Source organism: Roseobacter ponti (assembly GCF_012932215.1).
In the GTDB taxonomy this organism is placed as follows: Bacteria; Pseudomonadota; Alphaproteobacteria; order Rhodobacterales; family Rhodobacteraceae; genus Roseobacter; species Roseobacter ponti.
Genome location: NZ_CP048788.1, coordinates 1,022,808 through 1,049,790, shown reverse-complemented (window position 1 = coordinate 1,049,790; position 26,983 = coordinate 1,022,808). Strand labels below are relative to the sequence as shown.

Sequence of the window (26,983 nt, the reverse complement as noted above, 5' to 3'; positions counted from 1 at the left end):
CCGCTTTAGATAACTATGCCAGAACTTACTCAGATTGCCAAGTAATACCACGATCCGGCACAATATGTACCCCGCGGGCCGAGGAATGCCACTAGGGACAGGTAGGCAGTCCGCGTCAGGCAAGCGCTCTTTTGCTTATTCTGCGCCGGAGCTTTTCCGCCAGCTCATCCAGCGGCACATCCGCCTCAATGGCAAGGCGTCGCAACCCGAAATGCACATGCGCCACCTCCTGATAATAGCTGGTGTACGCGTAGTTCGTGGCAGCACCGGCTACGGCACCCAGTACCGGTACCGTCTGGGCGGCCAGCTTCTGTCCCAGAACAGTCGCCAGACGCGGCGCCACCCTGGCAACGATGCCACGCACCGCGTGGCCCGAAAGCGCAATACGCGTTGACAGAAAGGCAAGGTCTGCGCCGTCATCTTCTTTCAGAGGCCCGGCACTTGCAAAAACGGTGATGCAGTCGAACTGAACACTTTCGCTTTCAGGATCAAAGCCTTCCTCGGCGGCCACCCCCTGAATGACCCGCAACAGCAGCGTCGTCGTCACCGGCAGTTCCGCCAGCGCCGTGGGCAATCCGCCCATACCGCCAACCGCACCCATCGCAGCACCCACGGCGGAGTTGAGCCAGCTTTTCTGGTCCGCGACAACACCACGGCTGGAACTTGCAGCCTTCATCGCCTGGGTCAGGGCCGCTGTTGTGGCGTCCTGCAGACCTGCGCGCACCGGCTTTGGCAGCCGGTCAAGCACGTTCTCAGCACTGCCACCGATCATGTTCAGCAACTCGATCCCCAGACCGGATGCGCCCCTGTATCGCGCGGCAAGCGCGTCAAGTTCAGCCTCCACATCCACCGGGGGCCCGCTGTGCACCGTCACATCCATCACTTGCTCCTTCACACAAAGAAGATGGGCAGTATCAGGATAAAATCAATTCCCGGGCCATCGCGTGACCTCGCCCTGCACCCCGTCCCATGCACCGCTGACCAGCGCCTGACCAAGCACCCGCGCCGGGTTGGTGGGCGGTGGCATCGACACACCGTCCAGCCGGTGAAAGCCGAACCGGTTGTAATAAGGAGCGTCGCCCACAAGCATGACCCGCGCCCATCCCCGCAGTACTGCCAGCCCCAGCGACTCGCGGATGAGCACCGTGGCCAGACCTTCGCCCTGCCGGGTCGGGTGCACCGCCACCGGACCAAGCAGCAGCGTCTCTGCCTGCTCCACCATGACCGGCCAGTAGCGGATCGCCCCGGCGAGGATCCCGTCCCGGTCGCGGGCCACCAGGCTCAGTCCGGAAACCGGCGGAATATCATCGCGTAAACGGTAGGACGACAGCGCCTCGCGCCCGGGCGCAAAGCACAGATCATAAAGCGCTTCGACCTCATGCCAGTCCTGCGCGGTCTCTGTCATCACATCATACACGCGGGCCGCTATGCCCTGCCTGGCGCGGGTTTTCAACTGGTCCCCGTCAGGCAGGTGCGTTACACGGCGCGCAAACGATCAGGAGCCCACAATGTTCTACCGCCCCGCTGACGGTCACGGCCTGCCCCACAACCCGTTTAATGCCATCGTGACACCGCGCCCTATCGGCTGGATTTCGACGCGCGACGCGGAAGGCGCCAACAACCTGGCACCCTATTCGTTTTTCAATGCCGTGGCTTATGTGCCGCCGCAGGTCATGTTTGCGTCCACCTCATCAAAAGAGGACCGCGGCGATACCAAAGACAGCGTTGCCAACATACGCGAGACAGGCGTTTTCTGTGTCAACATCGTCGAATATGCGATGCGCGATGTTATGAACCTGTCGTCGGCGATGCTGCCGCGCGAAACGGATGAGTTTGAGCATGCCGGCATCACACCGGCGGAATGCTCGGAAATCGCCTGCTCGCGGGTGGCAGCGGCACCGGCCTCGCTTGAATGCCGGATGACACAGATCGTACGGATGGAGGGGGAGAGCAATTTCGTCGTATTCGGCGAGGTTGTCGGCGTGCACCTGCGCGACGATGCGATCATCGACGGACGTTTTGACATCACCACATATCAGCCTCTGTCCCGGATGGGATACCGCGATTACACGGTTGTCAGAGAAATCTTTGAGCTCTCCCGGCCCGATGATTGATCCTGCAGCCACCTACCCCATTCTGCTGCCTGACGGGACGCCGCACAAAGGCACCGTATTTCTGGCGCGCGTCATCGACCATCCACAGTTTGCGGTCGGTGATTTCACCTATGCCTCCGATTTCGATCCGCCTGACGACTGGGCGACGCATCTCGCCCCCTATCTCTTTCCGTTTTCCACCGAAAGGCTGACAATCGGTCGCTTTTGCCAGATCGCCCACGGCGTGCGTTTTATCACCGCTTCCGCCAGCCATGACGCCAGCGGCATCAGCACCTTCCCCTTTCCTGTCTTTGACGCAGAGAGCCGCGACGGCTATCAGCCCGACCGGCGTGACACCGTGATCGGCCATGATGTCTGGCTGGGGTACGGCGCGCTCGTGATGCCAGGGGCGCGCATCGGAAACGGGGTGATCGTGGGCGCGGGCTCCGTCGTGCGGGGCACGCTGCCGGATTACTGCATCGCCACTGGCAACCCCGCTGTCGTGACCCGCATGCGCTTTGAGCCCGATGAGATCACACGGCTCAACGCACTGGCCTGGTGGGACTGGCCCGTTGACCGGATTACCGCCTCACAGGACGCGCTTCTGTCGGCTGACATCGCAGCATTAATCCGGCAGGCACAGGACAGCGCGACCTGATCACCGGACGGCGGGCGGGGCGTCTTGTGCGGCATCGCAAGCGCGACGCGCGGCGTCAGTGCCCGCCCAGAATGCCCGTGCGCACCTGATAATTGACCGCCAGCGCATAGTCCGGATCGTCATCGCTGTCGATCATCAGATGGCCGGCTTTGGCCAGCAGTCGGTGACAATCCGGGCTCAGATGGCGCAGCTGCAACCGTTTGCCGACCTCCTCATACTTGCCGGCTACCGCCTCAATGGCCTGAAGCGCTGACTGATCCACCACCCGGCTGTCGGCAAAATCCACAATGACCTCCGACGGGTCGCCCTGAACGTCGAACAACTCTGAAAACCCGTCGCTTGAGCCGAAAAAGAGCGGCCCCTGCACCTGATAAACCCGCGCGCCTTCCGGCGTTGTATAGGTCTTGGCGTAAATACGGCGGGCGTTGTTCCAGGCATAGGCCAGAGCGCTCACGATCACGCCGACGACCACCGCCACGGCCAGATCTTCCATCACGGTCACCACCGTTACCAGCAGGATTACAAAGGCGTCTGTCAGCGGCACTTTGCGCAGGATCGTGAGCGAGTTCCAGGCAAAGGTCCCGATCACAACCATGAACATGACACCGACCAGAGCGGCGAGCGGAATAAGCTCGATCACCGAGGAACCCACAAGAATAAAGAGCAGAAGAAACACCGCCGCGGCAATCCCCGCCACCCGGGTGCGCCCGCCCGATTTTACGTTGATCATTGACTGGCCGATCATCGCACAGCCGCCCATACCGCCGAAAAAGCCGGTCACCGTATTGGCCACACCCTGAGCGATACATTCCTGGCTGGCACCACCGCGCTGATTGGTCATATCCCCCACCAGGTTAAGCGTCAGAAGGCTCTCGATCAGACCAATGGCTGCGAGGATGACGGCATAGGGCAGAATAATCTCAAACGTTTCAAAAGTCAGTGGCACCATCGGGATATGGAACGGCGGCAAACCACCCTGAATAGACGCCAGATCGCCGACCCGCGGCACATCAAGGCCAAAACCAATCACGACCGCTGCTACAATGCCGATCCCCGCCAGCGGTGCCGGAACTGCTCTGGTGATACGCGGCATGACCCAGATGATCGCCATCGTCGCGGCCACCAGTACCAGCATCAGAATAAGCGGGCCGCCTGACAGCCACTCGCCGCCCCCGAGCCCGTGGCCTGTGTTTTCCATGGTGCCCGGCACTTTAAACTGGCTCATCTGCGCCAGAAAAATAACGATCGCGAGCCCGTTCACAAAACCCAGCATCACCGGATGCGGCACCAGCCGGATGAACTTGCCCCACTGCATGACGCCTGCAAAAACCTGCAAAAGCCCCATCAGCACCACCGTGGCAAAGAGGTATTCCACCCCGTGTTCAGCGACCAGCGCCACCATCACAACCGCAAGGGCACCGGTGGCCCCGGATATCATACCCGGACGGCCCCCGATGAGCGCGGTGATCAGACCCACAAGAAACGCCGCATAAAGTCCGACCAGCGGGTGCACCCCCGCAACAAATGCGAAGGCCACCGCTTCAGGCACCAGCGCCAGAGCAACAGTGAGCCCCGAGAGCAGTTCAATGCGCAGCCGTGCAGGCGTAAGCCCTTCTTTCGGCGCCCACCGCAGATCTGTAACCTCAAGGTTTTTTGCAAAAGAACGGAACGTCGTCTTAGCCATGCATGGCTCCTCGTGGTGTCGTTGAGCGGGAGGGGGTCGGGCACTGGGGCCTTGCGTTGCGCGCTGCCTAGACTGTTTGATGCGAAATGAAAACCCCCGCAGCACAGCGCCGGTGTGATGCATCATGGTAAACATCCGGTGAAACCCTCCGCAGTGCGGGGGGCCGTAAATCCCCCCGGAGAAACGCGCCGCCTGAAAGAGCACTCACCAGCGGGCGCCCCCCGGGCCACCGCGCGCGTCTTTCACATCTCTTTGATGACAGGGTGGCATTTCTCAGCCCGCACCATGTTGAATTCCCGCTGAAACAGCGCCACCATCTGCCGGACAGGCCATCAGGAGACCACTATGACAGAGACAAAAATAGCCGTGATCGGCGGCTCGGGCATCTATGACATCGAGGGCCTCGAAGACGCCACCTGGACGTCTGTCGACACACCCTGGGGCGCGCCGTCTGACGCGGTGCTGACCGGTTCACTGGGCGGTGTCGGAATGGTCTTTTTGCCGCGGCACGGCCGGGGCCATGTACACAGCCCGACAACCGTGCCCTATCGCGCAAACATCGACGCGCTCAAACGCCTGGGCGTTACGGATGTGATCTCGGTTTCCGCCTGCGGGTCTTTCCGGGAAGAAATGGCGCCGGGACATTTTGTCATCGTCGATCAGTTCATAGACCGCACTTTTGCGCGGGAAAAATCATTCTTCGGCACCGGCTGCGTGGCCCATGTGTCGGTCGCGCACCCGACATGCCCGCGTCTGGGGGCGGCCTGTCTGACCGCCGCGCGCGACGCAGGCATCACAGTGCACAACGGCGGAACGTATCTGGCGATGGAAGGCCCGCAGTTCTCGACCCTCGCGGAATCGAAAATGTACCGTGAAAGCTGGGGCGCGGATGTGATTGGCATGACCAATATGCCCGAAGCCAAACTCGCCCGGGAGGCGGAGCTCTGCTATGCCTCTGTCGCCATGATCACGGATTACGACAGCTGGCATCCTGAGCACGGCGAGGTCGATGTGAGCGATATCATCAGAACGCTGACGGGCAATGCGGGCAAAGCCCGCGATCTGGTGCGTCGCCTGCCGGACCTGCTGGGGGCCGAACGCGCGCCCTGCCCGCACGGCTGCGACCGGGCGCTTGAATATGCGATCCTTACACAACCCGACGCGCGTGACCCCGCAGTGACCGCAAAGCTCGTTGCTGTCGCCGGGCGTGTGCTCTAGGCGTTGCCATTAATAACGGCGGGCCTGGTGTGCGCCGCGCTGTGCCCGTGCGCCGACAGGGCGATGTATTAAGGATCTGCAATCTCCTGAAACCACATATTTGACGTTTGCAGGTTCCCCCGGGTCGCCTCCGCCACCGTTGCCTCACCCGATCTCGTTGCAGGGAGTTCGCCGCCATGGCGCTCCAAAACCGGCAGGAACGCCGCACGATAAGTCCCGTACCGGTCAGGAACAATGATATCCGGCGGTCCGATGACATGAACAGAGATAACCTCGGTACCCACCTTCTTTTGGCCGTTTCTGTCCGGGACAGTCACGCTTCACATTGTCAAAGGGGCAGATCTTGCGCAAGACTGGCCCCCGGACCCGACACCAGGAGACGTGCGTAATGCCCCTCGATATCTGGCTGACCTTTGTGGCAGCCTCTACCGCCCTTTTGCTGATCCCCGGGCCGACCGTTCTGCTGGTGCTTTCCTATGCTCTGTCAAAAGGGCGCGGTGTGGCTCTGGCCTCTGCTGCGGGTGTGGCGCTGGGGGATTTCATTGCAATGACCGCGTCGCTGGTCGGTCTCGGCGCGCTGGTGCTCGCATCCGCCACAGCCTTTACCGTGCTCAAATGGACGGGCGCCGTTTACCTGATCTGGCTGGGCATCCGGCTCATACGATCCGCGCCCTCGGGCGGGCTCGCCCCGGTGCGGAACGTAAACCCACGCAGCGTTTTCGGGCACACAGCAGCTGTCACAGCACTTAACCCGAAATCCATCGCTTTCTTCATTGCCTTTGTGCCGCAGTTCATCCGGCCGGAAGCGCCGTTACTGCCGCAGTTCGCCATTCTCATCAGCACCTTCGTGGGGCTCGCCGCACTTAACGCGCTGGCCTATGCACTTCTGGCTGGCCGGCTGCGCGGCCTGTTCGCACGCCCTTCCGTCATCACCTGGATCACCCGCGCCGGCGGGGCCACCCTCATTGCAATGGGTGCGCTGACGGCGACCCTGCGCCGCGCCGCCTGACAAGGAATAAAGACCTCATGAAAACCGTTCAGGATTATATCCGCACCATCGTCGATTTCCCCCATGAGGGGATCATGTTCCGTGACGTGACAACGCTTTTTGCCGATCCGCGCGGGTTCCGGATGGCCATTGACCAGATGCTGCATCCTTATGCCGGGATCGACATCGACAAGGTCGTGGGGCTGGAGGCGCGCGGCTTTATTCTGGGCGGCGCCATTGCCCATCAGCTCTCCGTCGGGTTCGTGCCGATCCGCAAGAAGGGCAAGCTGCCCGGCACCACCATCAGTCAGGAATATACGCTTGAGTACGGAGAGGCGATTGTCGAAATCCACGACGATGCGATCCAGGCCGGGGAGAAAATTCTGGTAGTCGATGATCTGCTGGCCACCGGCGGCACCGCCGAAGCCGGCATTAAACTGATCGAACGGCTGGGTGGGGAAATCCTGTCCTGCGCTTTTATCATCGATCTGCCGGAGCTTGGCGGGCGGGCAAAACTTGAAGCGATGGGCATGGATGTACACGCGCTCTGCGCTTTTGACGGTCTCTGATCCGGCCGCGCCTGAAGGTCCCGCCCTCAACCGGAAGAATTACCATATGACATCGCGCTGGAGCATTCTTGCCGTTCTCTTTTTCGCCCGTACGGCGATGGCCTTTCAGTATCAGTCTGTCGCGGCGCTCTCCCCGCAGCTCGTTGAAAGCTATCTGCTGAGCATTGCCGATCTGGGCATTCTGATCGGCCTTTATCTGGGTCCGGGCATCTTCGTGGCGATCCCCGGTGGAACGATTGCGGCCCGCTTCGGCGACAAGCGCGTCACGATGGCCAGCCTCGGCCTGATGCTGGCCGGCGCGGTGATGATCACCTTTGCCAGTGACTGGAACCTGATCGCGGCGGGACGGATCCTCGCGGGCATCGGCGGTGTGGTGATCAACGTGATCATGACCAAGATGCTGGTCGACTGGTTTGAAGGCCGGGAGATCGGCACCGCGATGGGTATTTTTATCTGCTCATGGCCCGCCGGCATTGCGCTCGCGCTGCTCATTCTGCCGCTGCTTGCAGCGGGTGGCGGCCTCATGCTCGCTGACGCCGGGGTCATCATGATTATCGCGGTGGCAATCGCGGCACTGGCGGTAATCTACCGGCCTGCCAGCGCATCCGTCGCTGTTGCTGCCGGTGCGCCATCACGGGGGCTGCCTGTCACACCGCTGGTGGCAGCCGGTGGCGTCTGGGCGCTCTACAACGCCGGCTGCGCCATGGTCTTTGCATTCGGACCCCTGCTGCTGACCGAGCAGGGCATGACCGCCGCAACGGCAGGCCCGGTCATCAGCTTTTTCATGTTCACACTGGCGGTCGGCGTTCCGCTCGGCGGGCTACTTGCCGACAGGACCGGCCGCACGGTCGCTATCATCTCTGCCAGCCTGCTGAGTTTTGCTTTCTGTCTGCTTGTCCTGCCCGTCGTCCCCATCCGCCTCGCGCTCCCCGCCTATGGTGTTGCCGGCCTGATCGCCGGGCTTGCCGCCGGGCCCGTAATGACCCTGCCCTCAAAAGTTCTCCCACCGCCGGCACGGGCGCTCGGGATGGGCGTCTTTTTCACTATCTATTACGTCGCGATGATGAGTGCGCCGGCCATCGGCGGCTATTTCGCGGAAAGTGCGGCAGATGCGGGTGCCGCCTATCTGTGCGGTATTGTGATGATCGCATGTGCTCTGGGCTCTTTGCTGCTGTATCAGCGCAGCGCGGTAACCGCGCAGGCTGCGGCCTGAGCCTTATGCGCGCAGCACCGCTCCGGGATTCATAATCCCCGATGGGTCCAGCGCCTGTTTGATCGCCCGCATCGCACTGAGCTTCGCAGGATCGCCATAGCGTTCCAGATCTCCCACCTTGAGCCTGCCCACGCCGTGTTCCGCGCTGAAGGAGCCGTCAAACTCATGCACCAGATCATGGATCGCCCGCTGCACGTTCTCGCGATCGCCCAGATGATCTTTCTTGCTGCGTCCCTCCACCGGAAAGATATTGTAGTGCAGATTGCCATCGCCCATGTGGCCGAAGCAGTTGATCCGGAACTCCCCGACGCCGGCGATGCGGGCCGGGCCCGCTTTGATAAAGTCAGCCAGTGCCCCGAGCGGCAGGGAAACATCGCTGGACACCACTGCGCCTATGCGTTTGTTGGCCTCCGGAATATGCTCGCGCACTGACCAGAATGCGTCGCTTTGCTGCGCGCTCTGTGCAATCACGCCATCGCTGACCAGATCCCGCTCAAGCGCGTGCTCAAAGAGATCCTCAAGCGCAGACTGCGCTGTCATGCCGGCGGCCACACCGACTTCGATCAGAACAGACCAGTCCGGGGCCACCTCAAAGGGTTGCCTGATCTCAGGCAGCTCCTGCCGGAGAAAGGCCAGCCCCTGTCCGCTGATCAGCTCAAACGCGCTGACCATATCTCCGAGCCGCTCACGTGCCATCGAGAGCAACGTGAGCGCTGCCGCCGGGGAGGCGACAGAGAAGACAGCCGTCCCGGTATCGTGCGGCTGCGGGAACATCTTCATCGCCGCCGCCGTAATAACACCGAGCGTTCCCTCAGAACCGATCAGCAGATTGCGCAGGTCATAGCCGGTGTTGTCTTTGCGCAGCCGCCGCAGCCCGTGCCAGATCTGTCCGTCGGGCAGCACCGCCTCGAGCCCCAGACACAGATCGCGCGTGTTGCCATAGCGCAGCACGCCGGTACCGCCTGCATTCGTGGCGAGATTTCCGCCAATGCGCGCGGTCCCCTCTGCGGCCAGCGACAGCGGAAACAGCCGGCCTGCATCCCGCGCAGCCGTCTGCACGTCAGCAAGGATCACACCGGCTTCTACGATCAGGACATTCTCTTCGGGCCAGACCGCGCGTACCGCCGTCATCCGCTCCAGCGACAGGATCAGCGGCAGGGCCCCCTCAGGCGAAATCTGCGCGCCCACCAGGCCGGTGCCGCCGCCGTAGGGAATGACAGGAACCCGCGCCTCGGACGCCGCACGGATGATACCGGCCACCTCCTCAACGTTTCGCGGTCTTGCCACCAGCGTCGGCCGCCCCTGCCAGGTGCCACGCGGCTCCTCAAGATATCGCGGTTCGGTATCGGCAACGATATCATCGGAAAACTGCGCCTTGAGCCGCGCCGCAAAATCTTTGTCAGCTGAAATAAGGGTCATAAAACCTGATCCCCTTTCCGGCAGCGATATGCAAGCAGGTGGCCTGCCTATTCGCTCAGATATTCCGGACGCAGCACCATAATCGTGGGCCGCGAGGGCAGCTTATCGAGCGAAATTTCCAGAGAGGGTGCGCCGGTGTCGATCACGGTGAACTCATCCGACATGCCGGCCAGAAACTCATCCAGCGCATAAAGAGAGAACCAGTGCATCGGGATCACAACGGAGGAGCGCAGCCTCTTGAGCACCCGCGTCATCGTCGGCAGGTCCAGCGTGTAGCCGCCGTCCACCGGTGCCATTACCACATCAAGGCGCCCGATCGCGGCATACTGCTCTGCATCGGGTTCATGGTGCAGATGCCCAAGGTGCCCGATGCAAAGCCCGGCCATCTCGAAGATAAAAATTGAATTGCCCTCGGCCTCAAGACCGGAAAACTGCGAGCGGATATCGGTGGAAACATTGCGGACCAGCACCTCGCCCAGATCCAGACGATGATCGATGCCCGCACCGAACTCGCCCCAGCCCGGCAGTACATGCGGGATCGCAGGATCCGGAAAGGCCGTCCAGTGCGTGTCATGCGCGTGGTTCATCGTCACAACATCCGGGATCCATGGCAGCGTGCCTGTATAGCCGGTGTAATCGGTCACCATATTCAACCCGCCATGGCTGCGGATCAGAAAACTGGCATGGTTGATGTAATGCAGTCTTACCGTCTCAGGCGGAACGGGCCCGAGTGCTGCAGGCTGCACATATTCAAGTCCTGGCGCGGATTGTGCGAGTGCCACGCAATGGCTCGGCGTGCGCTCCTGCGCAGACACGCCTGCGGCGGATAACAACAGCAAAATGAATGCGCGGATCAGCATGGTCAGTTCCCCCTGTCCCGATAAAGAATAGCGCACCTCAGGGCAAAATCAGCACCCCGACCCCCTCGCCGCACAAATCCAGTGGTCAACTGCCTCATCCTGCAGCAGAAGTGCGCCCGCCGAAGGCGCATCGCGGTCCCCTTCCGCAGGAAAGGGACCGGGGCGTGTCGTGCGGCGCAGCCGCGCAGTTTAACCGGCAGGTTTCAGGAGGCCGCAGCTTTGCCACGCCTGTCGCCGCGCAGGGCCGCATAAAGCACATGCGTGCGCCAGCGCCCGTCAATCTGCAGATAGCTCTGCGCCACGCCCTCGTACTTGAACCCGGAGGTTTCCAGCAATCCGCGCGAGGCTGCGTTCTCCGGCAGGCATGCCGCCTCGATCCGGCTCAGATCGAGCCGCGTGAACGCGTGATGTACAAGTGCCGTGATCGCTTCGCGCATATAGCCCTGGCGCGCAAAAGGTTCGCCCGTCCAGTAGCCCAGCGTGCCGGCCTGCGCAGGCCCGCGCCGGATATTGTCGAGCGTAATCGCGCCCAGCAAAACGGAATCGCTCCGCCGGATCAGAAAAAGCGGCAGGGCCGTGCCGCCCGAGACCGAACGCTGCGCCCAGTAGACCCGGTTGGTAAAAGCTTTTCGTGTCAGATGATCATCCGCCCAGCTCGGCTCCCAGGAGCGCAAATAGCCTGCACTTTGCGCACGCAGCACCGACCAGGGCCGAAAATCCGAATGTACAGGCGGTCGCAGCGTCAGACGCTCGGTTTCGATCTTCAGTTTGCGAAAGCCGCGCAGCATCAGGCGGCCCGGCGCTCCTGTAACCGCTCAAGCGTCGGCGCGTCTTCGACCGGACCATAAAGCGCCATCGCCGCAGGCGCGGCAGAGGCCATTCCTTCAGCAAACTCGCGCACATCCCCGGTCGTGACCGCATCAATGAGCGCGACCGTTTCCTCAAGGGGCGGCACGCGGTCCCATATCTGTACCAGCCGGGCCAGACGTTCGGCCCGATTGGACGGGCTCTCCAGCCCCATCAGCAGCCCCGCTTTCATCTGCACCCTCGCGCGGGCCACCTCAGCCGGCGACATGTCACTGGCCGCGCGTTTCATCTCGTCGATGGTGATCTCCGCGAGCTGTGCCAGGCGCGCGGCAGAGGTACCGGCATAGATCGTGGTCATGCCGGTATCGGCATAGGCACCTGCCTGGGCAAAGATCGAATAGCACAGCCCGCGGTTCTCGCGGATCTCCTGGAAAAGCCGGCTCGACATGCCGCCCCCCAGCGCCGAGGCGTAGATCTGCGCGGTGTAAATCGCATCATCACGGTAGCCCGGGCTCTCGAATGCCATTGCAAAATGCGCCTGCTCCAGCGCTTTGACCTGCCGCCGCTCACCGCCCGAAAACTGTGCCGCTTTCACCGCTGCCTCAGGTCGCGCCTCCATCTCCCCGAAGAGCTCTTCGGCAAGCCTCACGATCGCCTCGTGATCAACTGCCCCCGCCGCTGACAGGATCATCTGTTCAGGGCCGTAATGCTGGGAAATGAATTTCTTCAGATCCGCCCGGGTAAAAGCGGATACCCGCTCGGCCGCTCCGAGGATCGTGCGGCCCATCGGATGATCGGGATAGGCTTCTTCCTGAAGCCAGTCAAAGATTACGTCATCGGGGGTGTCCAGTGCCTGACCGATCTCCTGCAGGATCACCCCACGCTCAACCTCAATCTCCGCCTTTTCCAGAGTCGGGTTCAGCAGAATATCCGAGATCACATCCAGCGCCAGCGGTACATCATTTTCCAGTACACGGGCGTAATAGGCCGTCACCTCACGGCTGGTGTAGGCATTGATATAGCCGCCCACGTCCTCAATGCTTTCCGCAATCTGCAGCGCAGAGCGCCGCTTTGTGCCCTTGAATGCCATATGCTCCAGAAAGTGGGCGATGCCGTTCTGTCCGGGCTTTTCATGGCGCGCGCCGGCGGTCACCCATACCCCGACGGAAGCCGAGGCAAGCCCCGGCATGTGTTCGGTCACGATACGAAACCCGTTGGCCAGACGGTGCTGCTCTACTGTCACGCTGAGATATTCTCCCTGATAAACCCTTTCAGAGCCTCCAGATCATCCGGCACCCTGCTCACCCTCTCGCTGCGTTCATACAGGTCAGCCATGCGCGGGGGCAAGGGCGGGCGGATGCCCGAAGCCTGCTCAACCGCATCGGGGAATTTCGCCGGATGCGCGGTAGCCAGTGTGATCATGGGCGTGCCGGTCTCACGTTGTGCCTGTGCCACGCGGACACCGACTGCGGAGTGCGGACAAAGGAGCTCACCGCTGGCCTTCAGCTCTGAGGTGATCGTGGCCGAAGTTTCCGCCTCAGAGACGCGCCCGGAGCTGTAATGCGACTGCAGCACCTGCATCGCGCCCTGGCTGACGTCAAAGCCCCCCTCTTTCAGCTCATTCATCAGCTGCACCACAGCCGCCGCTTCCCGGTCATAGGCATCAAAGAGAGCGCGTTCAAAGTTGGAGCTGACCTGGATGTCCATCGACGGGCTGATTGAGGGCACCGTCTCGCCCTTGTGATACCCGTGCCCCGAAAGGCAGCGATGCAGTATGTCGTTCTGATTGGTCGCCACGACCAGACGGCCGATGGGCAGCCCCATCTGCTTGGCGATGTAGCCGGCAAAGATGTCACCGAAATTGCCCGTGGGCACGGTAAAGCTTATGGGTCGGTGCGGTGCGCCCAGAGCGACGGCGGAGGAGAAGTAATAGACGACCTGCGCCAGCACCCGGCCCCAGTTAATCGAATTCACACCGGCCAGCCGCACCCCGTCGCGGAACTCAAAGTCGTTGAACATATCCTTCAGCCGCGCCTGGCAGGCGTCAAAATCCCCGTCCATGGCAAGCGCGTGCACATTGCTTTCCTGCGGAGTGGTCATCTGCCGGCGCTGTACTTCGGAGATACGCCCGTGCGGGTACATGATGAAGACATCCACATTGTCGAGCCCGCGAAACGCCTCAATCGCCGCCGACCCGGTATCGCCTGATGTGGCCCCTACAATCGTGACGCGCTCACCCTTGCGCCCCAGAGCGGTCTGGAACATCTGGCCGATAAGCTGCATGGCAAAATCTTTGAACGCCAGCGTCGGGCCGTGGAAAAGTTCCAGCAGGAAGTGCCCCTGATCAAGCTGTTTCAGCGGCGCGCGGGCGGCATGACCAAAGCCTGCATAAGCGCGCCCGATAATGTCTTCGAATTCGTCGTCGGTAAAAACATCACCCACGAAAGGCCGCATCACCCGGTACGCGGTTGCCTCATAGCTCAGCCCCTCAAGAGCCGCGATTTCTGTGGCGGACATCTGCGGAATCGTCTCCGGGACATAAAGCCCGCCGTCACGGGCAAGGCCCGTGAGCATCGCCTCTTCAAAGTTCAGAACGGGCGCTGTGCCGCGGGTTGAGATGTAACGCATGGGGTCAGGTCCGGTTGGCCGCGGAGCCGCGGCGCAGGAAGAAAGCAGTCATCGCGACCCAGATCGCGGCCAGAGAGAACCACGTGATCGCGTACTGCAAGTGATCGTTCGGAATTGCGCTGGTGTCCACCGGCATTGCCGTCAGCGGGCTGTCCGGAAACGGCACGTCGCGCCTTACGACCATGACGGGCCGTGTGTTCAGGGCATCGGCCATGGCGGAGACGTCGCGCGCGAACCAGATGTTTTCATCGGTGTCGGGCGGCGGGGTGAAGCTGTCCGTCTCCTGCGGCCATTGCAGATTGCCGGTGATGCTGACAGGTGGCCCCTCCTCGAATTTGAGCCCGCCGGCATCCGCGACGGAGACAAAACCGAGATCAATGAGCAACGGCCCCGTCTCATGCAGCATCGGCCGGATGATGCGGTAGCCTGCACCTACCTGCTTTTTCGAGACAAGTACCCGCAGGTAATCCGCGCCCAGCATGCCGGTGACCTGCACCGGAAGATAGGCGTCGCGCTCCGGATCGGGCGCTTCGGGCAAAGCGACCGGGTCGGCGAGGATCGCGGCATCGATCCTGTCGATAATCGCCTCTTTCCACGCCAGACGCTGCACCTGCCAGATGCCCAGACCGGTCAGGATGGCTGCACCGCCCAGACCAAAGATCAGCAGGAATGCAAGTCGTCGCATGGATCCTCCGCTCCTCAAAAACAAGGCGCGCGCATCGCTGCGCGCGCCGTTGGCTTTTTAAGTGCCCCGGGCGGGATTGCAAGGCGTGCGGTTCAGCCCGGCACGCCCCACATGTAAACGGCGAAGAAGAGGAAGAGCCATACCACGTCCACAAAGTGCCAGTACCAGGCCGCTGCCTCAAAACCGACGTGCTTTTCAGGCGTAAAATGCCCCTTCATCGCGCGCACCAGACAGACCGTCAGGAAGATCGTCCCGATGATCACATGCGCGCCGTGAAAGCCCGTTGCCATAAAGAAGTTGGAGAAGAACTTGTCACCGCCGAACTCCCAGCCCTGATAGAGCAGATATGAATACTCATAGGCCTGCAGGGCGGTGAAGAGAACGCCAAGGATAATCGAGATCGCAAGACCCCAGACCAGGTCTTTGCGGTTATTCTCATGCACCAGCGCATGGTGCGCCCAGGTCACCGCACAGCCCGACAGCAGCAGAACCAGCGTGTTGATCAGCGGCAGGTGCAGCGCGTCCACCTGATAGATCTCCGGTGGGATATATTCTGAGCCGACGTATTCGTTCATCGGGTAGATGGCGTGTTTGAAAAAGCTCCAGAACCAGGCCGCAAAGAACATCACTTCGGACATGATAAAGAGGATAAAGCCATAGCGCAGGCCGATCCGGACGACGGGCGTATGATCACCCACCTTGCTTTCGGTAACCACCTCGGACCACCAGGCGAACATGACATAAAGCACGCCCACAAAGCCGATCCAGAACATGAAGGGCGTGACATCCTGCATCCAGAGCACCGCCCCAAAGAGCATAACGAAGCCCGACAGCGCGCCCAGAAACGGCCAGATCGAGGGGTTCAGAATGTGATAGTCGTGGTTCTTTTCATGGGCCATATGTGCGTCCCTTACCTTATCCTGGTCAGTTCAGACTTGTGTCTGAGTTGGTATTGGCATCGTCCACCGCGGCGTAACCTTCAGGCAGATCAATTTCGTAGAATGTATAAGACAGTGTGATGGTGTGTATATACTGTCCGTCGCGGTCATCGACTATTTCCGGATCGACATAGAAGGTGACCGGCATCTGCACCCGTTCACCGGGGGCGAGCACCTGCTCTTCAAAGCAGAAGCACTGGATCTTGTTGAAAAAGCCGCCCGCCTGATACGGGGTGACGTTATAGCTCGCTGATCCCGCGATGGGCCGGTCGGTAGGGTTATAGGCCTCATAAAAGGCAAGGCCGGTTTCACCGATCTTCACTTCCATCTCGCGGACCACGGGTTTGAACTCCCAGGACATGCGGTTGTTCAGAGAGCCGTCAAAGCGGACTTTGATCGTCTGATCAAGCACATCGTCGGGCGCCACTTCGGAAACGCCGGTGACCCCTCCAAAACCCGTCACCCGGCAGAACCAGTCGTAAAACGGCACCGATGCCCAGGCCAGCGCACCCATCACCAGCACGAGGCTGACGGTCTGTGTCACTGTTTTTGCCGGACCGGAAAGCGCCATTACTGTGTCAGCTCCTCTGCGCGGGGCAGCTCAAATGCGCCGTTGGTGACCTTGGTGAAGGTCAGCGCCAGCACCAGCACCACAAAACCTGCAAGCATCAGCCCGACGCCGACATTACGTCCGCGGCGGCGTGTGTGTATCTCGTGTTCGGGACGCAACGCCATGGTTCACCAGCCTCCGAGACCGAAGGGGCGCAGCACCGCTTCAAAAAGGATCGCGCCGAAATGGGCAAAAAGATACCAGAGCGACAGGCGGAAAAACTTCTTCTCCACGGTATAGCCGTCTTCGATGGCAGCCTCTTCCGGGCGGCGCCAGATGTCATAAGCACCTTTCAGAAAGAGCACGTTCAGCACCACAGCCGTCGCCAGATAAAGCGGGCCACCGATTGCGGTAAATCCGGTGCCCACGGCCAGAAAGGCCAGCAGCACGGTATAGACGATGATATGTGTGCGGGTCACTTTGCGCCCGTGGGTCACCGTCAGCATCGGCACATCCGCGTCGTCGTAATCGGATTTCATAAAGAGCGCCAGCGCCCAGAAGTGCGGCGGCGTCCACATGAAGATCAGCGCAAACATCAGCCAGGCCTCAACCGAGAAACTGCCTGTCGCGATTACCCAGCCGATCACCGGCGGGAAGGCCCCTGCGGCTCCGCCGATTACGATGTTCTGCGGCGTTGCGCGTTTCAGCCACATCGAATAGATCACGGCGTAGAAAAAGATCGTGAAAGCCAGCAGTGCTGCCGACAGCAGATTTGCCGCAAGCCCCAGCATCATCACCGAAAGACCCGAAAGCGCCAGCCCGAGGCTCAGTGCCTCACCCGCAGGCACCCGACCTGACGGGATCGGGCGTTTCGCCGTGCGCCGCATCACCGCATCGATATCCGCATCCCGCCACATGTTGAGCGCACCTGACGCGCCCGCCCCGATGGCCACAAACAGGATCGAGGCAAAAGCAATGACCGGATGCACAGGCACCGGGGCCGCGATCAGGCCCACCAGCGCCGTGAAGACCACCAGTGACATGACGCGCGGCTTCATCAGGGCGAAATAATCCCCCAGCTGCGTGTCATATTCCCCGGTGGGTGTATTGTAGCTTACATCAGACATTCAGGTGCCTCGGGCGCAGGTGGCGCGACGGGCTGTGACACGCACAGCCCGGCCCGCTTCAGTTGGAAGCCAGAACGCGGGTCTGAGGAATACCGGCGTATTCCTCTTTCGCACCGGCCAGCCAGTCAGCATAGGCCTCTTCCGACACGACTTTGACCGTGATCGGCATATAGGCATGGTTCAGACCGCAAAGCTCAGAGCACTGGCCGAAGTAGATGCCTTCCTGTTCGGCCTTGAACCACAGCTCTGCCAGACGACCGGGTACACCATCCTGTTTCACGCCAAAGGCAGGGATCGTCCAGGAATGGATTACATCGCCGGCCGTGACCTGCATCACGATGGTTTTACCAACGGGCACCACAACAGATGTATCAGTTGCCAGCAGGAATTCGTCTTCCGAATATCCGGCTTCTTCAAGCTGCCGGATCACCTCGGGCGATTTGGCGTTGTTGCCACCGGTTGCCGGCGCACCGATCATGTAGGAAGAGAACTCAAAGCCCTCATCCACATATTCGTAATCCCAGTACCACTGGTATCCGGTCACTTTAATCGTGATGTCGCCCTCGGGAATTTCCTGTTGCTTGAACAGAACCGGCAGCGAATAGGCACCGATAAACACCAGGATCACAATCGGGATCACCGTCCAGGCGATCTCAACAGGTGTGTGGTGTGTGAAGGTCGCAGGCTCCGGATTGCGCTTTGCATTATAGCGGATGCAGACCCAGGCAATGAGTGCGGTTACAAAGAGCGAGATGATCGTGATGATCACCAGCAGCATCCAGTCCAGATTGTGGATATCGCGCGCCAGTTCGGTAACAGCCGGCTGAAACCCGGTCAGCCCGTCCACAGGTTTCCCGATGATCTCGAGGTTGTCCTGTGCAGAGGCACCGGTCGCTGTCAGGCCGGCCAAAAAGCCTGCGAGGGATGTGATTCTTTTCATGTGTCGTCCTGATCTGATTGGTGATCGCTGGATCATTGTTGCGCATTGTGGGGTGGGATCTGAGTTGCGCATCAGCCCTCCCGTTGTATTCGCCATCCTTACAATCATATTCTGGGTACGAGATAAAGGCTTCAGCTTGCGTCAAACAGACGCTGAGCCCGAAAATACCAGCTTTTTGCAAAGGATCAGCCCCATGACAGACGCGCCTTTTTCACCCTTCGACGATTCGCTGGACCGGGAGACGGCTCTGAAGGTTCTGCGCGCGGCCACGGATGGTGCCGATGACGGAGAGCTGTTTCTGGAGCGCCGCCGGTCCGAGGCGCTGGTCTTTGACGACGGGCGGCTCAGGACCGCGAGTTATGATGCGGGCATGGGTTTTGGTCTGCGCGCTGTTCGCGGCGAAGTCACCGGCTACGCCCATTCCACTGAAATAACCGAAAGCGCACTGAAGCGCGCGGCGGAAACCGCGCGTCTGGCTGTGGGCGACGGCGGCGGCACCCGGGCGGATGCGCCCGCCGCAACAAATAAGAAGCTTTATACTGACGATGACCCGATCGCAGGCGCGCCCTTCCCGGTGAAAATCGAAACTCTGCGCGAAATCGATGCCTTTGCCCGGGATCTTGACCCGCGGGTTGTGCAGGTCTCGGCCACGATTGCCGCCAGTCTGCAGGAGGTCGAAATTCTGCGCCCTGACGGACATTCCGTGCGTGATGTCCGGCCCATGACGCGCGTAAATGTCTCGGTGATCGTCGAGGAAAACGGCCGGCGCGAATCCGGCACTGCCGGTGGTGGCGGGCGCGTGGGCCTTGACGGGCTGCTGGCGCCGCAGGACTGGCAGGCAAAGGCGCGCGAGGCCCTGCGCGTTGCGGTTGTCAATCTTGGTGCTGTCCCTGCTCCGGCGGGTGTCATGGATGTTGTGCTTGGCCCGGGATGGCCCGGAATCCTGCTGCACGAGGCGATCGGGCACGGGCTGGAGGGTGATTTCAACCGCAAGGGCTCTTCGGCCTTTGCCGGACTGATGGGTCAGCGGATCGCCAGCCCCGGGGTTACTGTGCTGGATGACGGTACGATCCCGGACCGGCGCGGCTCGATCTCGGTTGATGATGAGGGCACGCCTTCGGGCAAAAATACCCTGATCGAGGACGGCATACTTGTGGGCTATATGCAGGACCGCCAGAATGCGCGGCTGATGGGGGTCACCTCCACGGGCAACGGGCGGCGCGAAAGCTATGCCAATGCTCCGATGCCGCGGATGACCAACACCTATATGCTGGGCGGCGACACGGCCCCCGGTGATATTGTTGCCGGGCTGAAGGACGGCATCTATGCCGTCGGTTTCGGCGGCGGCCAGGTCGATATCACGAACGGTAAGTTCGTATTCTCCTGCACCGAAGCATACCGTGTTCAGGACGGCAAAGTGGGCGCACCGGTGCGTGGTGCGACGCTGATCGGGGACGGCTCCACGGCGCTGAAACACATCCGCGCCATCGGCAATGACATGGCGCTTGATCCGGGCATGGGCAACTGCGGCAAGGCGGGACAATGGGTCCCGGTGGGCGTGGGCCAGCCGACCCTGATGATCGGCGGGCTGACGGTGGGCGGATCTGCCTCCTGAAAGGAAAAATCCGCGCCCCCGCACAAATAGCAATGGTGGGGCTCTCTCTTCTTCACGCGTTGTTAACCAAGACGGCTTAAACCTGATTCTGCAAAGGACGGAGCCGCGGATGACTGATGAAAAGGATCTCAATCCTTCTTCCACTCACCCCCCACTCCCACCCACCCCGGAAGACGAACAGTTCTCCCGGCTCCGTCTCTTGCGCTCCCGCCGGGTTGGCATAACGACGTATAAACGACTGCTGACTGAACACGGCACTGCGCAGAATGCGCTGGCCGCGCTGCCTGAGGTGGCGCGCGCCGCCGGCGTTGAGAAATATGAGGTCTGCCCCCCCGAGGTTGTGCAGGCCGAACTCAACGCCGCCCGCGCGGCCGGTGCCCGGCTGGTGATGTCCGGCACCCCCGCCTACCCCGCCACGCTCGACGAAATCAGTGATGCGCCCCCGTTTTTATGGGTGATCGGCGATCCTGAATTGCTGCTGCGACCAATGATCTCTCTGGTCGGTGCCCGCAACGCCTCCTCGCTCGGCACCAGAATGGCGCGCGCGCTTGCCGCGGATCTTGGGGCGGCGGGTTATGTGATTGTCTCGGGCCTCGCCCGTGGCGTCGATACCGCCGCACATCTGGCGGCGCTGCCCACCGGAACAATCGCGGTTCAGGCCGGCGGCGTGGATATCATCTATCCAGCAGAGAACACCGGACTGGCCCGTGACATCGCGGACCGCGGGCTGCGTCTGTCAGAGCATCCGCCCGGATTGCAACCAAAAGCGCGGCATTTTCCCAGCCGCAACCGGATCATCTCAGGGCTGAGCCGGGCAACTGTCGTTGTGGAAGCCGCCGCCAAGTCAGGCAGCCTGATTACAGCACGTGATGCTCTCGATCAGGGCCGTGACGTTCTGGCCGTGCCCGGCAGCCCCTTTGATGCGCGCGCCTCAGGCTGTAATCAGCTGATCCGCGACGGCGCGGTTCTGGTGCGGTCGGCTCAGGACGTTCTCGAAGCAATCGGCCCCATCGCGCCGCATTCTGATCTGCGGCCGCTTCCGCTGCCCGCGCGGTCCCCCGCACCTGGCAAAAATACGGCGGTGTCAGGAAAAGCTTCGCCGACCCCGCCGGCACACCGGGTCAAAAACGCAGCCCTCGCCCACGCAGCAGAACTGCACCGCCGCATCCTCGACCGGCTGAGCCCGGCACCGCTGGCCGAAGACCAGCTCATCCGTGATCTCGCGGTGCGCTCATCAGATGCCGCCCCTGCGCTGCTCGAACTGGAACTGAAAGGCGAGATCATCCGACAGGCCGGCGGACTGGTTTCGCGCACAGGCTGACCGGGCGTCGCTGCACTGACCGCCCCGCCCTGAGGATCCCGGCCTGCGCCCTCTGAGAACCCGGCTTTCGCTCCCGGACGCCTGCCGTCCGCCCAGTCATGAAGCAGCTCTGATGCCGCTCCGCCCCGGCGCCTGAAGCACAGCCTGCATGAGGCACGATTGACAAAATCCGCTTGCACCCCACCTCAGAGGTGGCCATAGACATCAGATATTTTCGCTCAGAGGTACCCCGTATTATGCCGGTCGTCGTCGTCGAATCCCCAGCCAAAGCAAAAACGATCAACTCTTATCTGGGTAAGGATTACACCGTTCTGGCCTCCTACGGACATGTGCGCGACCTGCCCCCGAAAGACGGCTCGGTGGATCCCGAAAACGAATTCGACATGCTCTGGGAAGTGGCCTCCGACAGCAAAAAGCACGTCAAGGCCATCGCCGATGCGCTCAAGGAAGACAACGCTCTCATTCTCGCCACCGACCCCGACCGCGAAGGCGAAGCGATCAGCTGGCACCTTCAGGAAGCCCTTACCAAACGCAAGTCGATCAAAAAGGACACCCCCGTCAGCCGGGTGGTCTTCAACCAGATCACCAAAAAGGCCGTGACCGAGGCGATGGCCAACCCCCGCCAGGTCGATATGCCGCTTGTTGAAGCCTATCTCGCACGGCGCGCGCTGGATTATCTGGTGGGCTTTAATCTCTCGCCTGTGCTCTGGCGTAAACTGCCCGGTGCCAAATCCGCAGGGCGCGTGCAGTCGGTGACCCTGCGCCTGATTGTCGAACGCGAGATGGAAATCGAGGCCTTCCGCAACCGCGAGTACTGGTCGGTCAGGGCAATGCTCGGCACCCCGCGCGGACAGGATTTCGAGGCGCGTCTCACCGTTCTGGCCGGCAAGAAGCTTGAACGCTTTGACATTGCCGATCAGACTCAGGCGGAAATGGCCGTTCAGGCCATCACCTCGCGCGATCTCAAAGTAAAATCGGTCGAAGCAAAGCCCGCCAACCGTAACCCCGCCGCCCCTTTCATGACATCGACGCTGCAGCAGGAGGCCAGTCGCAAGTTCGGCATGGGCGCGCGCCAGACCATGAGCACCGCGCAGCGGCTTTATGAGGCCGGCTACATCACGTATATGCGGACCGATGGTATCGACATGGCGCCCGAAGCAGTCACCGCGGCGCGCGACGCGATCAAAACGCTCTACGGCAGCGAATACGTCCCCTCCAGCCCGCGCATCTACAAAAACAAAGCCAAGAACGCCCAGGAAGCGCATGAATGCGTGCGCCCGACCGAGATGCTGACCAAACCGGAGGACCTGAAAACCTCCGACGCAGATCAGCGCAAACTCTACGATCTCATCTGGAAACGCACGCTGGCCTGCCAGATGGAAGCGGCAAGGATGGAACGTACCACGGTAGATGTGGCCAGCGCCGACGGTCAGGTCGAACTGCGCGCTACGGGTCAGGTCGTGCTCTTTGACGGCTTTCTGCGCGTCTATGAAGAGGGCCGTGATGATGTCGTCACGGATGACGATGACAGGCGCCTGCCGCAGATTGATCAGGGCGATGCAATGGAGAAACGCTCGATCACGCCAGAGCAGCATTTCACCCAGCCCCCGCCGCGCTATACCGAGGCAACGCTGGTCAAGCGCATGGAAGAGCTCGGCATCGGACGCCCGTCGACTTATGCGTCGATCGTCACAACGATCCAGGACCGCGAATATGTACGCAAAGACAAAAACCGGCTTATCCCCGAGGATAAGGGGCGTCTGGTGACTGCGTTCCTGGAAAACTATTTCCGCCGCTATGTGGGATATGATTTCACCGCCGACCTTGAAGACCAGCTCGACAATGTGAGCGCAGGCGATGCCGATTATAAAGAAGTGCTGCGCCGCTTCTGGCGGGATTTTTCCGCCGCCGTTGCAGAAACAGCCGATCTGCGCATCACGGAGGTGCTGGAAAAGATCAACGAGGTGCTCGAGCCGCACCTTTTTCCGCCCAACGAGGACGGCACCGATCCGCGGCTCTGCCCCAACTGCGGCGCGGGCCGGCTGAGCATGCGCACAGCGCGCTCGGGCGGGGCGTTCATCGGCTGTTCAAATTACCCTGAATGCCGTTACACCCGTGCCTTCGGCCCGCCGGGCGAGGAAGACGACAGCGGCATCCCGCCCGAGGGCAAACTGCTCGGTGAGGACGCCGGCGACAAAATCTTTGCGTTCAAGGGCCGGTTTGGTCCTTACGTGCAGCGCGGCGAAGTCTCAGAAGACAACAAAAAGCCGCCACGCCAGTCGATCCCCAAGGACTGGCCGCCCGAAGACGTCGATTTGCCGCAGGCGCTTAAACTGTTGTCTCTGCCCCGTGAGATCGGCCCACATCCCGAAGACGGCGTGCCGGTCTGGTCGAACATCGGGCGATACGGGCCCTACCTCAAACACGCAGCTTCGACTTCCGAGCGCGGCGGGACGAACGCCAACCTCGAGAGTATCGACGAGGTCTTTACCGTGGGCATGAACCGTGCAGTGCAGCTGCTGGCGGAAAAGGTCGCGAGCCGGGGCGGACGTGGTGCGGCGGCAAAGACCCTGCGCGATCTGGGCGAACATCCTGATCAGGGTGGCCAGATTTCGATCATGGAGGGCAAATACGGGCCTTACGTGAAGTGGGACAAGATCAATGCGACGATCCCTAAAGAAACAGCGCCTGATGATCTGAGCATAGAGGCCGCCGTTGCGCTGATCGAAGAGAAAGCCGCGAAGAAGGGCACCCGCCGCAAGAAAGCAGCACCGCGCAAAAAAACAGCAGCGAAGAAAACAGCAAAAAGCAGCTGAACGAACCCCGGTTTGCGGTGCCCTTTCCGCAAACCCTTTGCGCCCGGAGCCGGCCTGCGATACGGTATGCGACGGAACACCAGCAAGCTGTCAGCCGTGATTGACAGCCCGGGCAACGCGATGCAAAGTCCGGCAAGCCACCGGTTTTTGGGGATGCACAATGAAGAAAGTCTACGGATCAGCCGCTGAGGCGCTTGATGGCGTTCTGCACGACGGCATGACAATTGCCGCCGGCGGGTTCGGCCTCTGCGGCATACCTGAACTGCTGCTCGCTGCAATCCGCGATGCCGGCACCAGAGACCTTACCTTTGCGTCCAACAATGCCGGCGTGGATGATTTCGGCATCGGCATCCTGCTGCAGACGCGCCAGGTAAAAAAGATGATCAGTTCCTATGTGGGTGAGAACGCGGAATTCATGCGCCAGTATCTCTCCGGCGAGCTTGAACTTGAGTTTAATCCCCAGGGCACACTCGCCGAACGCATGCGTGCGGCCGGCTGCGGCATCCCCGGCTTTTACACGAAAACCGGCGTCGGCACTGTGATTGCAGAAGGCAAAGAACACAAAGACTTCGACGGCGAGACCTATATCCTTGAACGCGGTATCTTTGCCGATCTCAGCATCGTCAAAGCCTGGAAAGCCGACCCGACGGGCAACCTCGTCTTCCGCAAGACAGCGCGCAATTTCAACCCGCCTGCCGCGATGTGCGGGAAAGTATGTGTGGTTGAGGTCGAAGAGATTGTGCCGACCGGCAGTCTTGACGCGGACAGCATTCACCTGCCGGGCATCTATGTGCACCGGCTGATTCAGGGAACACATGAAAAGCGCATCGAACAGCGCACAACACGGGCCGCCTGAGGCCGGATCACCAGATGGCAGATACATTTCACCCCTCAGCCGACAGCGACCTCGTCACCGAAGAAGAGCTCTTTTTCGATGACCGGGCCTTTGACGGGTTTGCGCGTGCCGAAGTGTCGATGGTGCTCACCAACCCGCATCTTGAAGACAACCCCATCGTTTACGTCAATCAGGCCTTTACCCGGACCACAGGCTATCCGCGCAGCGCCATTATCGGGCGCAACTGCCGGTTTCTGCAGGGCGAGGATACCGAAAAAGCCTCGGTCGATGCGCTGCGCAAACATATCCAGGCCGATGAGACAGTCGCGGTCGATATTCTGAACTACCGCGCCAGCGGCGAGCCTTTTATGAACCGCCTGGTGGTGTCGCCCATCATCGACAGCAAAGGCCGTGTTCAGTATTTCATGGGCATTCAGAAAGTGCTCAGAAAAGGCGAGCGCACGGCTGGTCCCGATACTGTTAACGAACAGCTGATGGAAGTGCAGAACCGTGTCCACGCAGATCTGTCGATGATCATCTCGATGATCAGACAGCAGTCCGCGGCGACCTCCGTGCCTGAAGATTTTGCCGCCCTGAGCCGCCGGATCGAAACGCTGCAGCTTCTCTACGAAGAGATGAAACTCTCGGACACCCAGTCCACCCGCGGCACCATTCCGATGGGCAGCTTCATGTCCCGTCTGGCCTGTGCGATCTGTCATATTGAAGGGCGCTCAGGCGTCCGTGTCAGCATCCATATTGAACCCGCCGAAGTTCCGATTGAGGTGGCGACGCGCGTGGGGCTCGTTGCGTCCGAACTGCTGACCAACGCCTTCCAGCATGCTTTTGACCGTCTCGACAACGGCCTTGTTGAAATCCGCATGTCGCAGCTGAGCGCGGGGGGGCTGCGCCTGATCGTTTCGGATGACGGCACAGGCATTCCCCGCAATATGCAGTGGCCTTCCGACAAGACCGTTGGCGGACGCATCATAAACGGCCTCATCGAAGGGCTCGAAGGCACATTGCATCTCGGCCGTGGCGCCGCGGGCAGTTTTATCACAATAGATGTGCCTGCCGGCGCGTCCCTGTCAGAATAGGAAACTCATGCCCTGGGATCGTAATCAGATGGCGGCCCGCGCCGCCCGAGAGCTTGAAGACGGCTGGTATGTAAATCTCGGCATCGGCATTCCGACGCTGGTGAGTAACTATATCCCTGACGGTATCGAAGTTACGCTGCAATCGGAGAACGGGATGCTGGGCATGGGCCCCTTCCCCGTTGAAGGCACCGAAGACCCTGATCTTATCAATGCCGGCAAGCAGACGATCACCGAGCTGCCGCAGACCTCCTATTTCGACAGCGCCACCAGCTTTGGCATGATCCGGGGCGGCAAAATCGCGATGGCGATCCTGGGCGCTATGGAAGTGGCCGAAAACGGCGATCTGGCGAACTGGATGATTCCCGGCAAGCTGGTGAAGGGAATGGGTGGTGCAATGGACCTTGTTGCCGGTGTCGGCCGGGTCGTTGTCGTCATGGATCACACCAACAAACACGGCGACAGCAAGGTGCTGCGCGAATGTACCCTGCCGCTTACAGGCACCGGCGTGGTGGACCGTATCATCACCAATCTGGGTGTGCTGGATGTGGTCGACGGCGGCCTGAAGATTGTGGTATGCGCCGATGGCGTCACAGAAGACGAGCTGCGCGCCGCCACCGAAGCCACCATTGTCTGAGTTCGCAATCACGCGCGAGCAGAACGGCAGCAAGGGGCGATATGTCCTCGTCCTGAACGGGCATGAGGCGGATCTGACCTATTCGGTTCTGTCGCCCGAGGCCGTGATTGCCGATCACACCGGTGTCCCGGATGCGCTGCGCGGTACCGGTGCGGGACTGGCTCTTGTGACCCGGCTTGTGGCGGACGCACGCTCTGAAGGGTTTAAAATCGTACCGCTTTGTCCTTTTGTGAACGCACAGCGGCGCAAACATCCCGACTGGGCAGATGCCTTCAAAGTCTGAGACGGTTC

The 26,983-nt window shown here is 61.1% G+C and carries 27 protein-coding genes; 13 read left to right on the top strand and 14 right to left on the bottom strand.

The features are described 5' to 3' along the window. Positions 1-115: 115 nt before the first annotated feature. Together G3256_RS05155 and G3256_RS05150 are read right to left on the bottom strand one after the other, a co-directional pair. Positions 116-880, bottom strand: a complete 765-nt coding sequence (locus G3256_RS05155) for an EcsC family protein (RefSeq protein ID WP_169639804.1) — start codon at positions 878-880, stop codon at positions 116-118. A 45-nt stretch (positions 881-925) separates the two neighbouring features. Then, positions 926-1,405 (bottom strand): GNAT family N-acetyltransferase, encoded by a 480-nt coding sequence (locus G3256_RS05150; protein WP_169642334.1) that lies wholly within the window; start codon positions 1,403-1,405, stop codon positions 926-928. A gap of 103 nt (positions 1,406-1,508) precedes the next feature. Here G3256_RS05150 and G3256_RS05145 point away from each other — a divergent pair, with 103 nt between their 5' ends. Next, entirely contained in the window at positions 1,509-2,114 is a 606-nt protein-coding gene (locus G3256_RS05145) for a flavin reductase family protein (RefSeq protein ID WP_169639803.1), read from the top strand. Then, positions 2,107-2,751 carry a CatB-related O-acetyltransferase gene (locus tag G3256_RS05140; protein WP_169642333.1) on the top strand — a complete coding sequence of 215 codons (645 nt, stop codon included), beginning with the start codon at positions 2,107-2,109 and terminating at the stop codon, positions 2,749-2,751. Before G3256_RS05145 ends, G3256_RS05140 begins: the two co-directional genes overlap by 8 nt. Positions 2,752-2,806: 55 nt before the next feature. On the opposite strand, the gene G3256_RS05135 is transcribed toward G3256_RS05140, so the two are convergent. Further along, positions 2,807-4,435, bottom strand: a complete 1,629-nt coding sequence (locus G3256_RS05135; RefSeq protein WP_169639802.1) for a SulP family inorganic anion transporter — start codon at positions 4,433-4,435, stop codon at positions 2,807-2,809. 345 nt (positions 4,436-4,780) lie between these two features. Here G3256_RS05135 and G3256_RS05130 point away from each other — a divergent pair, with 345 nt between their 5' ends. The 4 genes from G3256_RS05130 to G3256_RS05115 all read left to right on the top strand — a co-directional run bounded on the left by G3256_RS05130 (position 4,781) and on the right by G3256_RS05115 (position 8,423). Further along, a complete protein-coding gene (locus G3256_RS05130; protein WP_169639801.1) occupies positions 4,781-5,653 on the top strand; it encodes an S-methyl-5'-thioadenosine phosphorylase in 873 nt (290 codons plus the stop codon). Between the two features lie 388 nt (positions 5,654-6,041). Further along, positions 6,042-6,662: a LysE family translocator gene (locus G3256_RS05125; protein WP_169639800.1), complete on the top strand. Its 621-nt coding sequence runs from the start codon at positions 6,042-6,044 to the stop codon at positions 6,660-6,662. A 17-nt stretch (positions 6,663-6,679) separates the two neighbouring features. Further along, the gene (locus tag G3256_RS05120; protein WP_169639799.1) at positions 6,680-7,210 is read left to right on the top strand and encodes an adenine phosphoribosyltransferase; all 531 of its coding nucleotides are present in this window, start codon (positions 6,680-6,682) and stop codon (positions 7,208-7,210) included. Between the two features lie 46 nt (positions 7,211-7,256). Beyond that, on the top strand, positions 7,257-8,423 hold the full coding sequence (locus tag G3256_RS05115; protein WP_169639798.1) for an MFS transporter: 1,167 nt from the start codon (positions 7,257-7,259) through the stop codon (positions 8,421-8,423). Between the two features lie 3 nt (positions 8,424-8,426). On the opposite strand, the gene G3256_RS05110 is transcribed toward G3256_RS05115, so the two are convergent. From G3256_RS05110 to coxB, 11 genes are all read right to left on the bottom strand, one after another. Beyond that, the gene (locus G3256_RS05110; protein ID WP_169639797.1) at positions 8,427-9,842 is read right to left on the bottom strand and encodes an FAD-binding oxidoreductase; all 1,416 of its coding nucleotides are present in this window, start codon (positions 9,840-9,842) and stop codon (positions 8,427-8,429) included. 47 nt (positions 9,843-9,889) lie between these two features. Next, positions 9,890-10,702 carry an MBL fold metallo-hydrolase gene (locus G3256_RS05105; protein ID WP_169639796.1) on the bottom strand — a complete coding sequence of 271 codons (813 nt, stop codon included), beginning with the start codon at positions 10,700-10,702 and terminating at the stop codon, positions 9,890-9,892. A gap of 203 nt (positions 10,703-10,905) precedes the next feature. Then, positions 10,906-11,490, bottom strand: a complete 585-nt coding sequence (locus tag G3256_RS05100) for a GNAT family N-acetyltransferase (RefSeq protein WP_169639795.1) — start codon at positions 11,488-11,490, stop codon at positions 10,906-10,908. Continuing rightward, positions 11,490-12,752, bottom strand: a complete 1,263-nt coding sequence (locus G3256_RS05095; RefSeq protein ID WP_169639794.1) for a M16 family metallopeptidase — start codon at positions 12,750-12,752, stop codon at positions 11,490-11,492. Before G3256_RS05095 ends, G3256_RS05100 begins: the two co-directional genes overlap by 1 nt. Then, positions 12,749-14,137, bottom strand: a complete 1,389-nt coding sequence (gene thrC, locus G3256_RS05090; protein ID WP_169639793.1) for a threonine synthase — start codon at positions 14,135-14,137, stop codon at positions 12,749-12,751. The genes G3256_RS05095 and thrC overlap by 4 nt, the downstream gene beginning before the upstream one ends. A gap of 4 nt (positions 14,138-14,141) precedes the next feature. Then, positions 14,142-14,822, bottom strand: coding sequence for an SURF1 family protein (locus G3256_RS05085; protein WP_169639792.1), 681 nt, complete (start codon positions 14,820-14,822; stop codon positions 14,142-14,144). Positions 14,823-14,914: 92 nt separating this feature from the next. Beyond that, complete coding sequence (locus tag G3256_RS05080; RefSeq protein ID WP_169639791.1) at positions 14,915-15,721, bottom strand: cytochrome c oxidase subunit 3; 807 nt, start codon at positions 15,719-15,721, stop codon at positions 14,915-14,917. A gap of 25 nt (positions 15,722-15,746) precedes the next feature. Further along, entirely contained in the window at positions 15,747-16,331 is a 585-nt protein-coding gene (locus G3256_RS05075; RefSeq protein WP_169639790.1) for a cytochrome c oxidase assembly protein, read from the bottom strand. Next, a complete protein-coding gene (locus tag G3256_RS05070; protein WP_169639789.1) occupies positions 16,331-16,495 on the bottom strand; it encodes a cytochrome C oxidase assembly protein in 165 nt (54 codons plus the stop codon). The genes G3256_RS05075 and G3256_RS05070 overlap by 1 nt, the downstream gene beginning before the upstream one ends. A gap of 3 nt (positions 16,496-16,498) precedes the next feature. After that, positions 16,499-17,437 carry a heme o synthase gene (gene cyoE, locus G3256_RS05065; protein WP_169639788.1) on the bottom strand — a complete coding sequence of 313 codons (939 nt, stop codon included), beginning with the start codon at positions 17,435-17,437 and terminating at the stop codon, positions 16,499-16,501. 58 nt (positions 17,438-17,495) lie between these two features. After that, the gene (coxB, locus tag G3256_RS05060) at positions 17,496-18,377 is read right to left on the bottom strand and encodes a cytochrome c oxidase subunit II (RefSeq protein WP_169639787.1); all 882 of its coding nucleotides are present in this window, start codon (positions 18,375-18,377) and stop codon (positions 17,496-17,498) included. A 193-nt stretch (positions 18,378-18,570) separates the two neighbouring features. Here coxB and tldD point away from each other — a divergent pair, with 193 nt between their 5' ends. The 7 genes from tldD to G3256_RS05025 all read left to right on the top strand — a co-directional run bounded on the left by tldD (position 18,571) and on the right by G3256_RS05025 (position 26,975). Further along, the gene (gene tldD, locus G3256_RS05055) at positions 18,571-19,992 is read left to right on the top strand and encodes a metalloprotease TldD (protein ID WP_169639786.1); all 1,422 of its coding nucleotides are present in this window, start codon (positions 18,571-18,573) and stop codon (positions 19,990-19,992) included. Between the two features lie 109 nt (positions 19,993-20,101). Then, positions 20,102-21,313 carry a DNA-processing protein DprA gene (dprA, locus tag G3256_RS05050; RefSeq protein WP_169639785.1) on the top strand — a complete coding sequence of 404 codons (1,212 nt, stop codon included), beginning with the start codon at positions 20,102-20,104 and terminating at the stop codon, positions 21,311-21,313. A 236-nt stretch (positions 21,314-21,549) separates the two neighbouring features. Next, complete coding sequence (topA, locus tag G3256_RS05045; RefSeq protein ID WP_169639784.1) at positions 21,550-24,129, top strand: type I DNA topoisomerase; 2,580 nt, start codon at positions 21,550-21,552, stop codon at positions 24,127-24,129. Between the two features lie 160 nt (positions 24,130-24,289). After that, positions 24,290-24,985, top strand: coding sequence for a CoA transferase subunit A (locus G3256_RS05040; RefSeq protein WP_169639783.1), 696 nt, complete (start codon positions 24,290-24,292; stop codon positions 24,983-24,985). 14 nt (positions 24,986-24,999) lie between these two features. Further along, the gene (locus G3256_RS05035) at positions 25,000-26,058 is read left to right on the top strand and encodes a PAS domain-containing protein (RefSeq protein ID WP_169639782.1); all 1,059 of its coding nucleotides are present in this window, start codon (positions 25,000-25,002) and stop codon (positions 26,056-26,058) included. A 7-nt stretch (positions 26,059-26,065) separates the two neighbouring features. Further along, positions 26,066-26,692: a 3-oxoacid CoA-transferase subunit B gene (locus tag G3256_RS05030; protein WP_169639781.1), complete on the top strand. Its 627-nt coding sequence runs from the start codon at positions 26,066-26,068 to the stop codon at positions 26,690-26,692. Beyond that, a complete protein-coding gene (locus tag G3256_RS05025; protein ID WP_169639780.1) occupies positions 26,685-26,975 on the top strand; it encodes a GNAT family N-acetyltransferase in 291 nt (96 codons plus the stop codon). Before G3256_RS05030 ends, G3256_RS05025 begins: the two co-directional genes overlap by 8 nt. Positions 26,976-26,983 lie beyond the last annotated feature (8 nt).

Excerpts from the sequence above, each read along its gene's own strand:
- G3256_RS05155 (WP_169639804.1), bottom strand. The coding sequence starts at position 880 with ATGGATGTGACGGTGCACAGCGGGCCCCCGGTGGATGTGGAGGCTGAA.
- G3256_RS05150 (WP_169642334.1), bottom strand. The coding sequence starts at position 1,405 with ATGACAGAGACCGCGCAGGACTGGCATGAGGTCGAAGCGCTTTATGAT.
- G3256_RS05145 (WP_169639803.1), top strand. The coding sequence starts at position 1,509 with ATGTTCTACCGCCCCGCTGACGGTCACGGCCTGCCCCACAACCCGTTT.
- G3256_RS05140 (WP_169642333.1), top strand. The coding sequence starts at position 2,107 with ATGATTGATCCTGCAGCCACCTACCCCATTCTGCTGCCTGACGGGACG.
- G3256_RS05135 (WP_169639802.1), bottom strand. The coding sequence starts at position 4,435 with ATGGCTAAGACGACGTTCCGTTCTTTTGCAAAAAACCTTGAGGTTACA.
- G3256_RS05130 (WP_169639801.1), top strand. The coding sequence starts at position 4,781 with ATGACAGAGACAAAAATAGCCGTGATCGGCGGCTCGGGCATCTATGAC.
- G3256_RS05125 (WP_169639800.1), top strand. The coding sequence starts at position 6,042 with ATGCCCCTCGATATCTGGCTGACCTTTGTGGCAGCCTCTACCGCCCTT.
- G3256_RS05120 (WP_169639799.1), top strand. The coding sequence starts at position 6,680 with ATGAAAACCGTTCAGGATTATATCCGCACCATCGTCGATTTCCCCCAT.
- G3256_RS05115 (WP_169639798.1), top strand. The coding sequence starts at position 7,257 with ATGACATCGCGCTGGAGCATTCTTGCCGTTCTCTTTTTCGCCCGTACG.
- G3256_RS05110 (WP_169639797.1), bottom strand. The coding sequence starts at position 9,842 with ATGACCCTTATTTCAGCTGACAAAGATTTTGCGGCGCGGCTCAAGGCG.
- G3256_RS05105 (WP_169639796.1), bottom strand. The coding sequence starts at position 10,702 with ATGCTGATCCGCGCATTCATTTTGCTGTTGTTATCCGCCGCAGGCGTG.
- G3256_RS05100 (WP_169639795.1), bottom strand. The coding sequence starts at position 11,490 with ATGCTGCGCGGCTTTCGCAAACTGAAGATCGAAACCGAGCGTCTGACG.
- thrC (WP_169639793.1), bottom strand. The coding sequence starts at position 14,137 with ATGCGTTACATCTCAACCCGCGGCACAGCGCCCGTTCTGAACTTTGAA.
- G3256_RS05085 (WP_169639792.1), bottom strand. The coding sequence starts at position 14,822 with ATGCGACGACTTGCATTCCTGCTGATCTTTGGTCTGGGCGGTGCAGCC.
- G3256_RS05080 (WP_169639791.1), bottom strand. The coding sequence starts at position 15,721 with ATGGCCCATGAAAAGAACCACGACTATCACATTCTGAACCCCTCGATC.
- G3256_RS05075 (WP_169639790.1), bottom strand. The coding sequence starts at position 16,331 with ATGGCGCTTTCCGGTCCGGCAAAAACAGTGACACAGACCGTCAGCCTC.
- G3256_RS05070 (WP_169639789.1), bottom strand. The coding sequence starts at position 16,495 with ATGGCGTTGCGTCCCGAACACGAGATACACACACGCCGCCGCGGACGT.
- cyoE (WP_169639788.1), bottom strand. The coding sequence starts at position 17,437 with ATGTCTGATGTAAGCTACAATACACCCACCGGGGAATATGACACGCAG.
- coxB (WP_169639787.1), bottom strand. The coding sequence starts at position 18,377 with ATGAAAAGAATCACATCCCTCGCAGGCTTTTTGGCCGGCCTGACAGCG.
- tldD (WP_169639786.1), top strand. The coding sequence starts at position 18,571 with ATGACAGACGCGCCTTTTTCACCCTTCGACGATTCGCTGGACCGGGAG.
- dprA (WP_169639785.1), top strand. The coding sequence starts at position 20,102 with ATGACTGATGAAAAGGATCTCAATCCTTCTTCCACTCACCCCCCACTC.
- topA (WP_169639784.1), top strand. The coding sequence starts at position 21,550 with ATGCCGGTCGTCGTCGTCGAATCCCCAGCCAAAGCAAAAACGATCAAC.
- G3256_RS05040 (WP_169639783.1), top strand. The coding sequence starts at position 24,290 with ATGAAGAAAGTCTACGGATCAGCCGCTGAGGCGCTTGATGGCGTTCTG.
- G3256_RS05035 (WP_169639782.1), top strand. The coding sequence starts at position 25,000 with ATGGCAGATACATTTCACCCCTCAGCCGACAGCGACCTCGTCACCGAA.
- G3256_RS05030 (WP_169639781.1), top strand. The coding sequence starts at position 26,066 with ATGCCCTGGGATCGTAATCAGATGGCGGCCCGCGCCGCCCGAGAGCTT.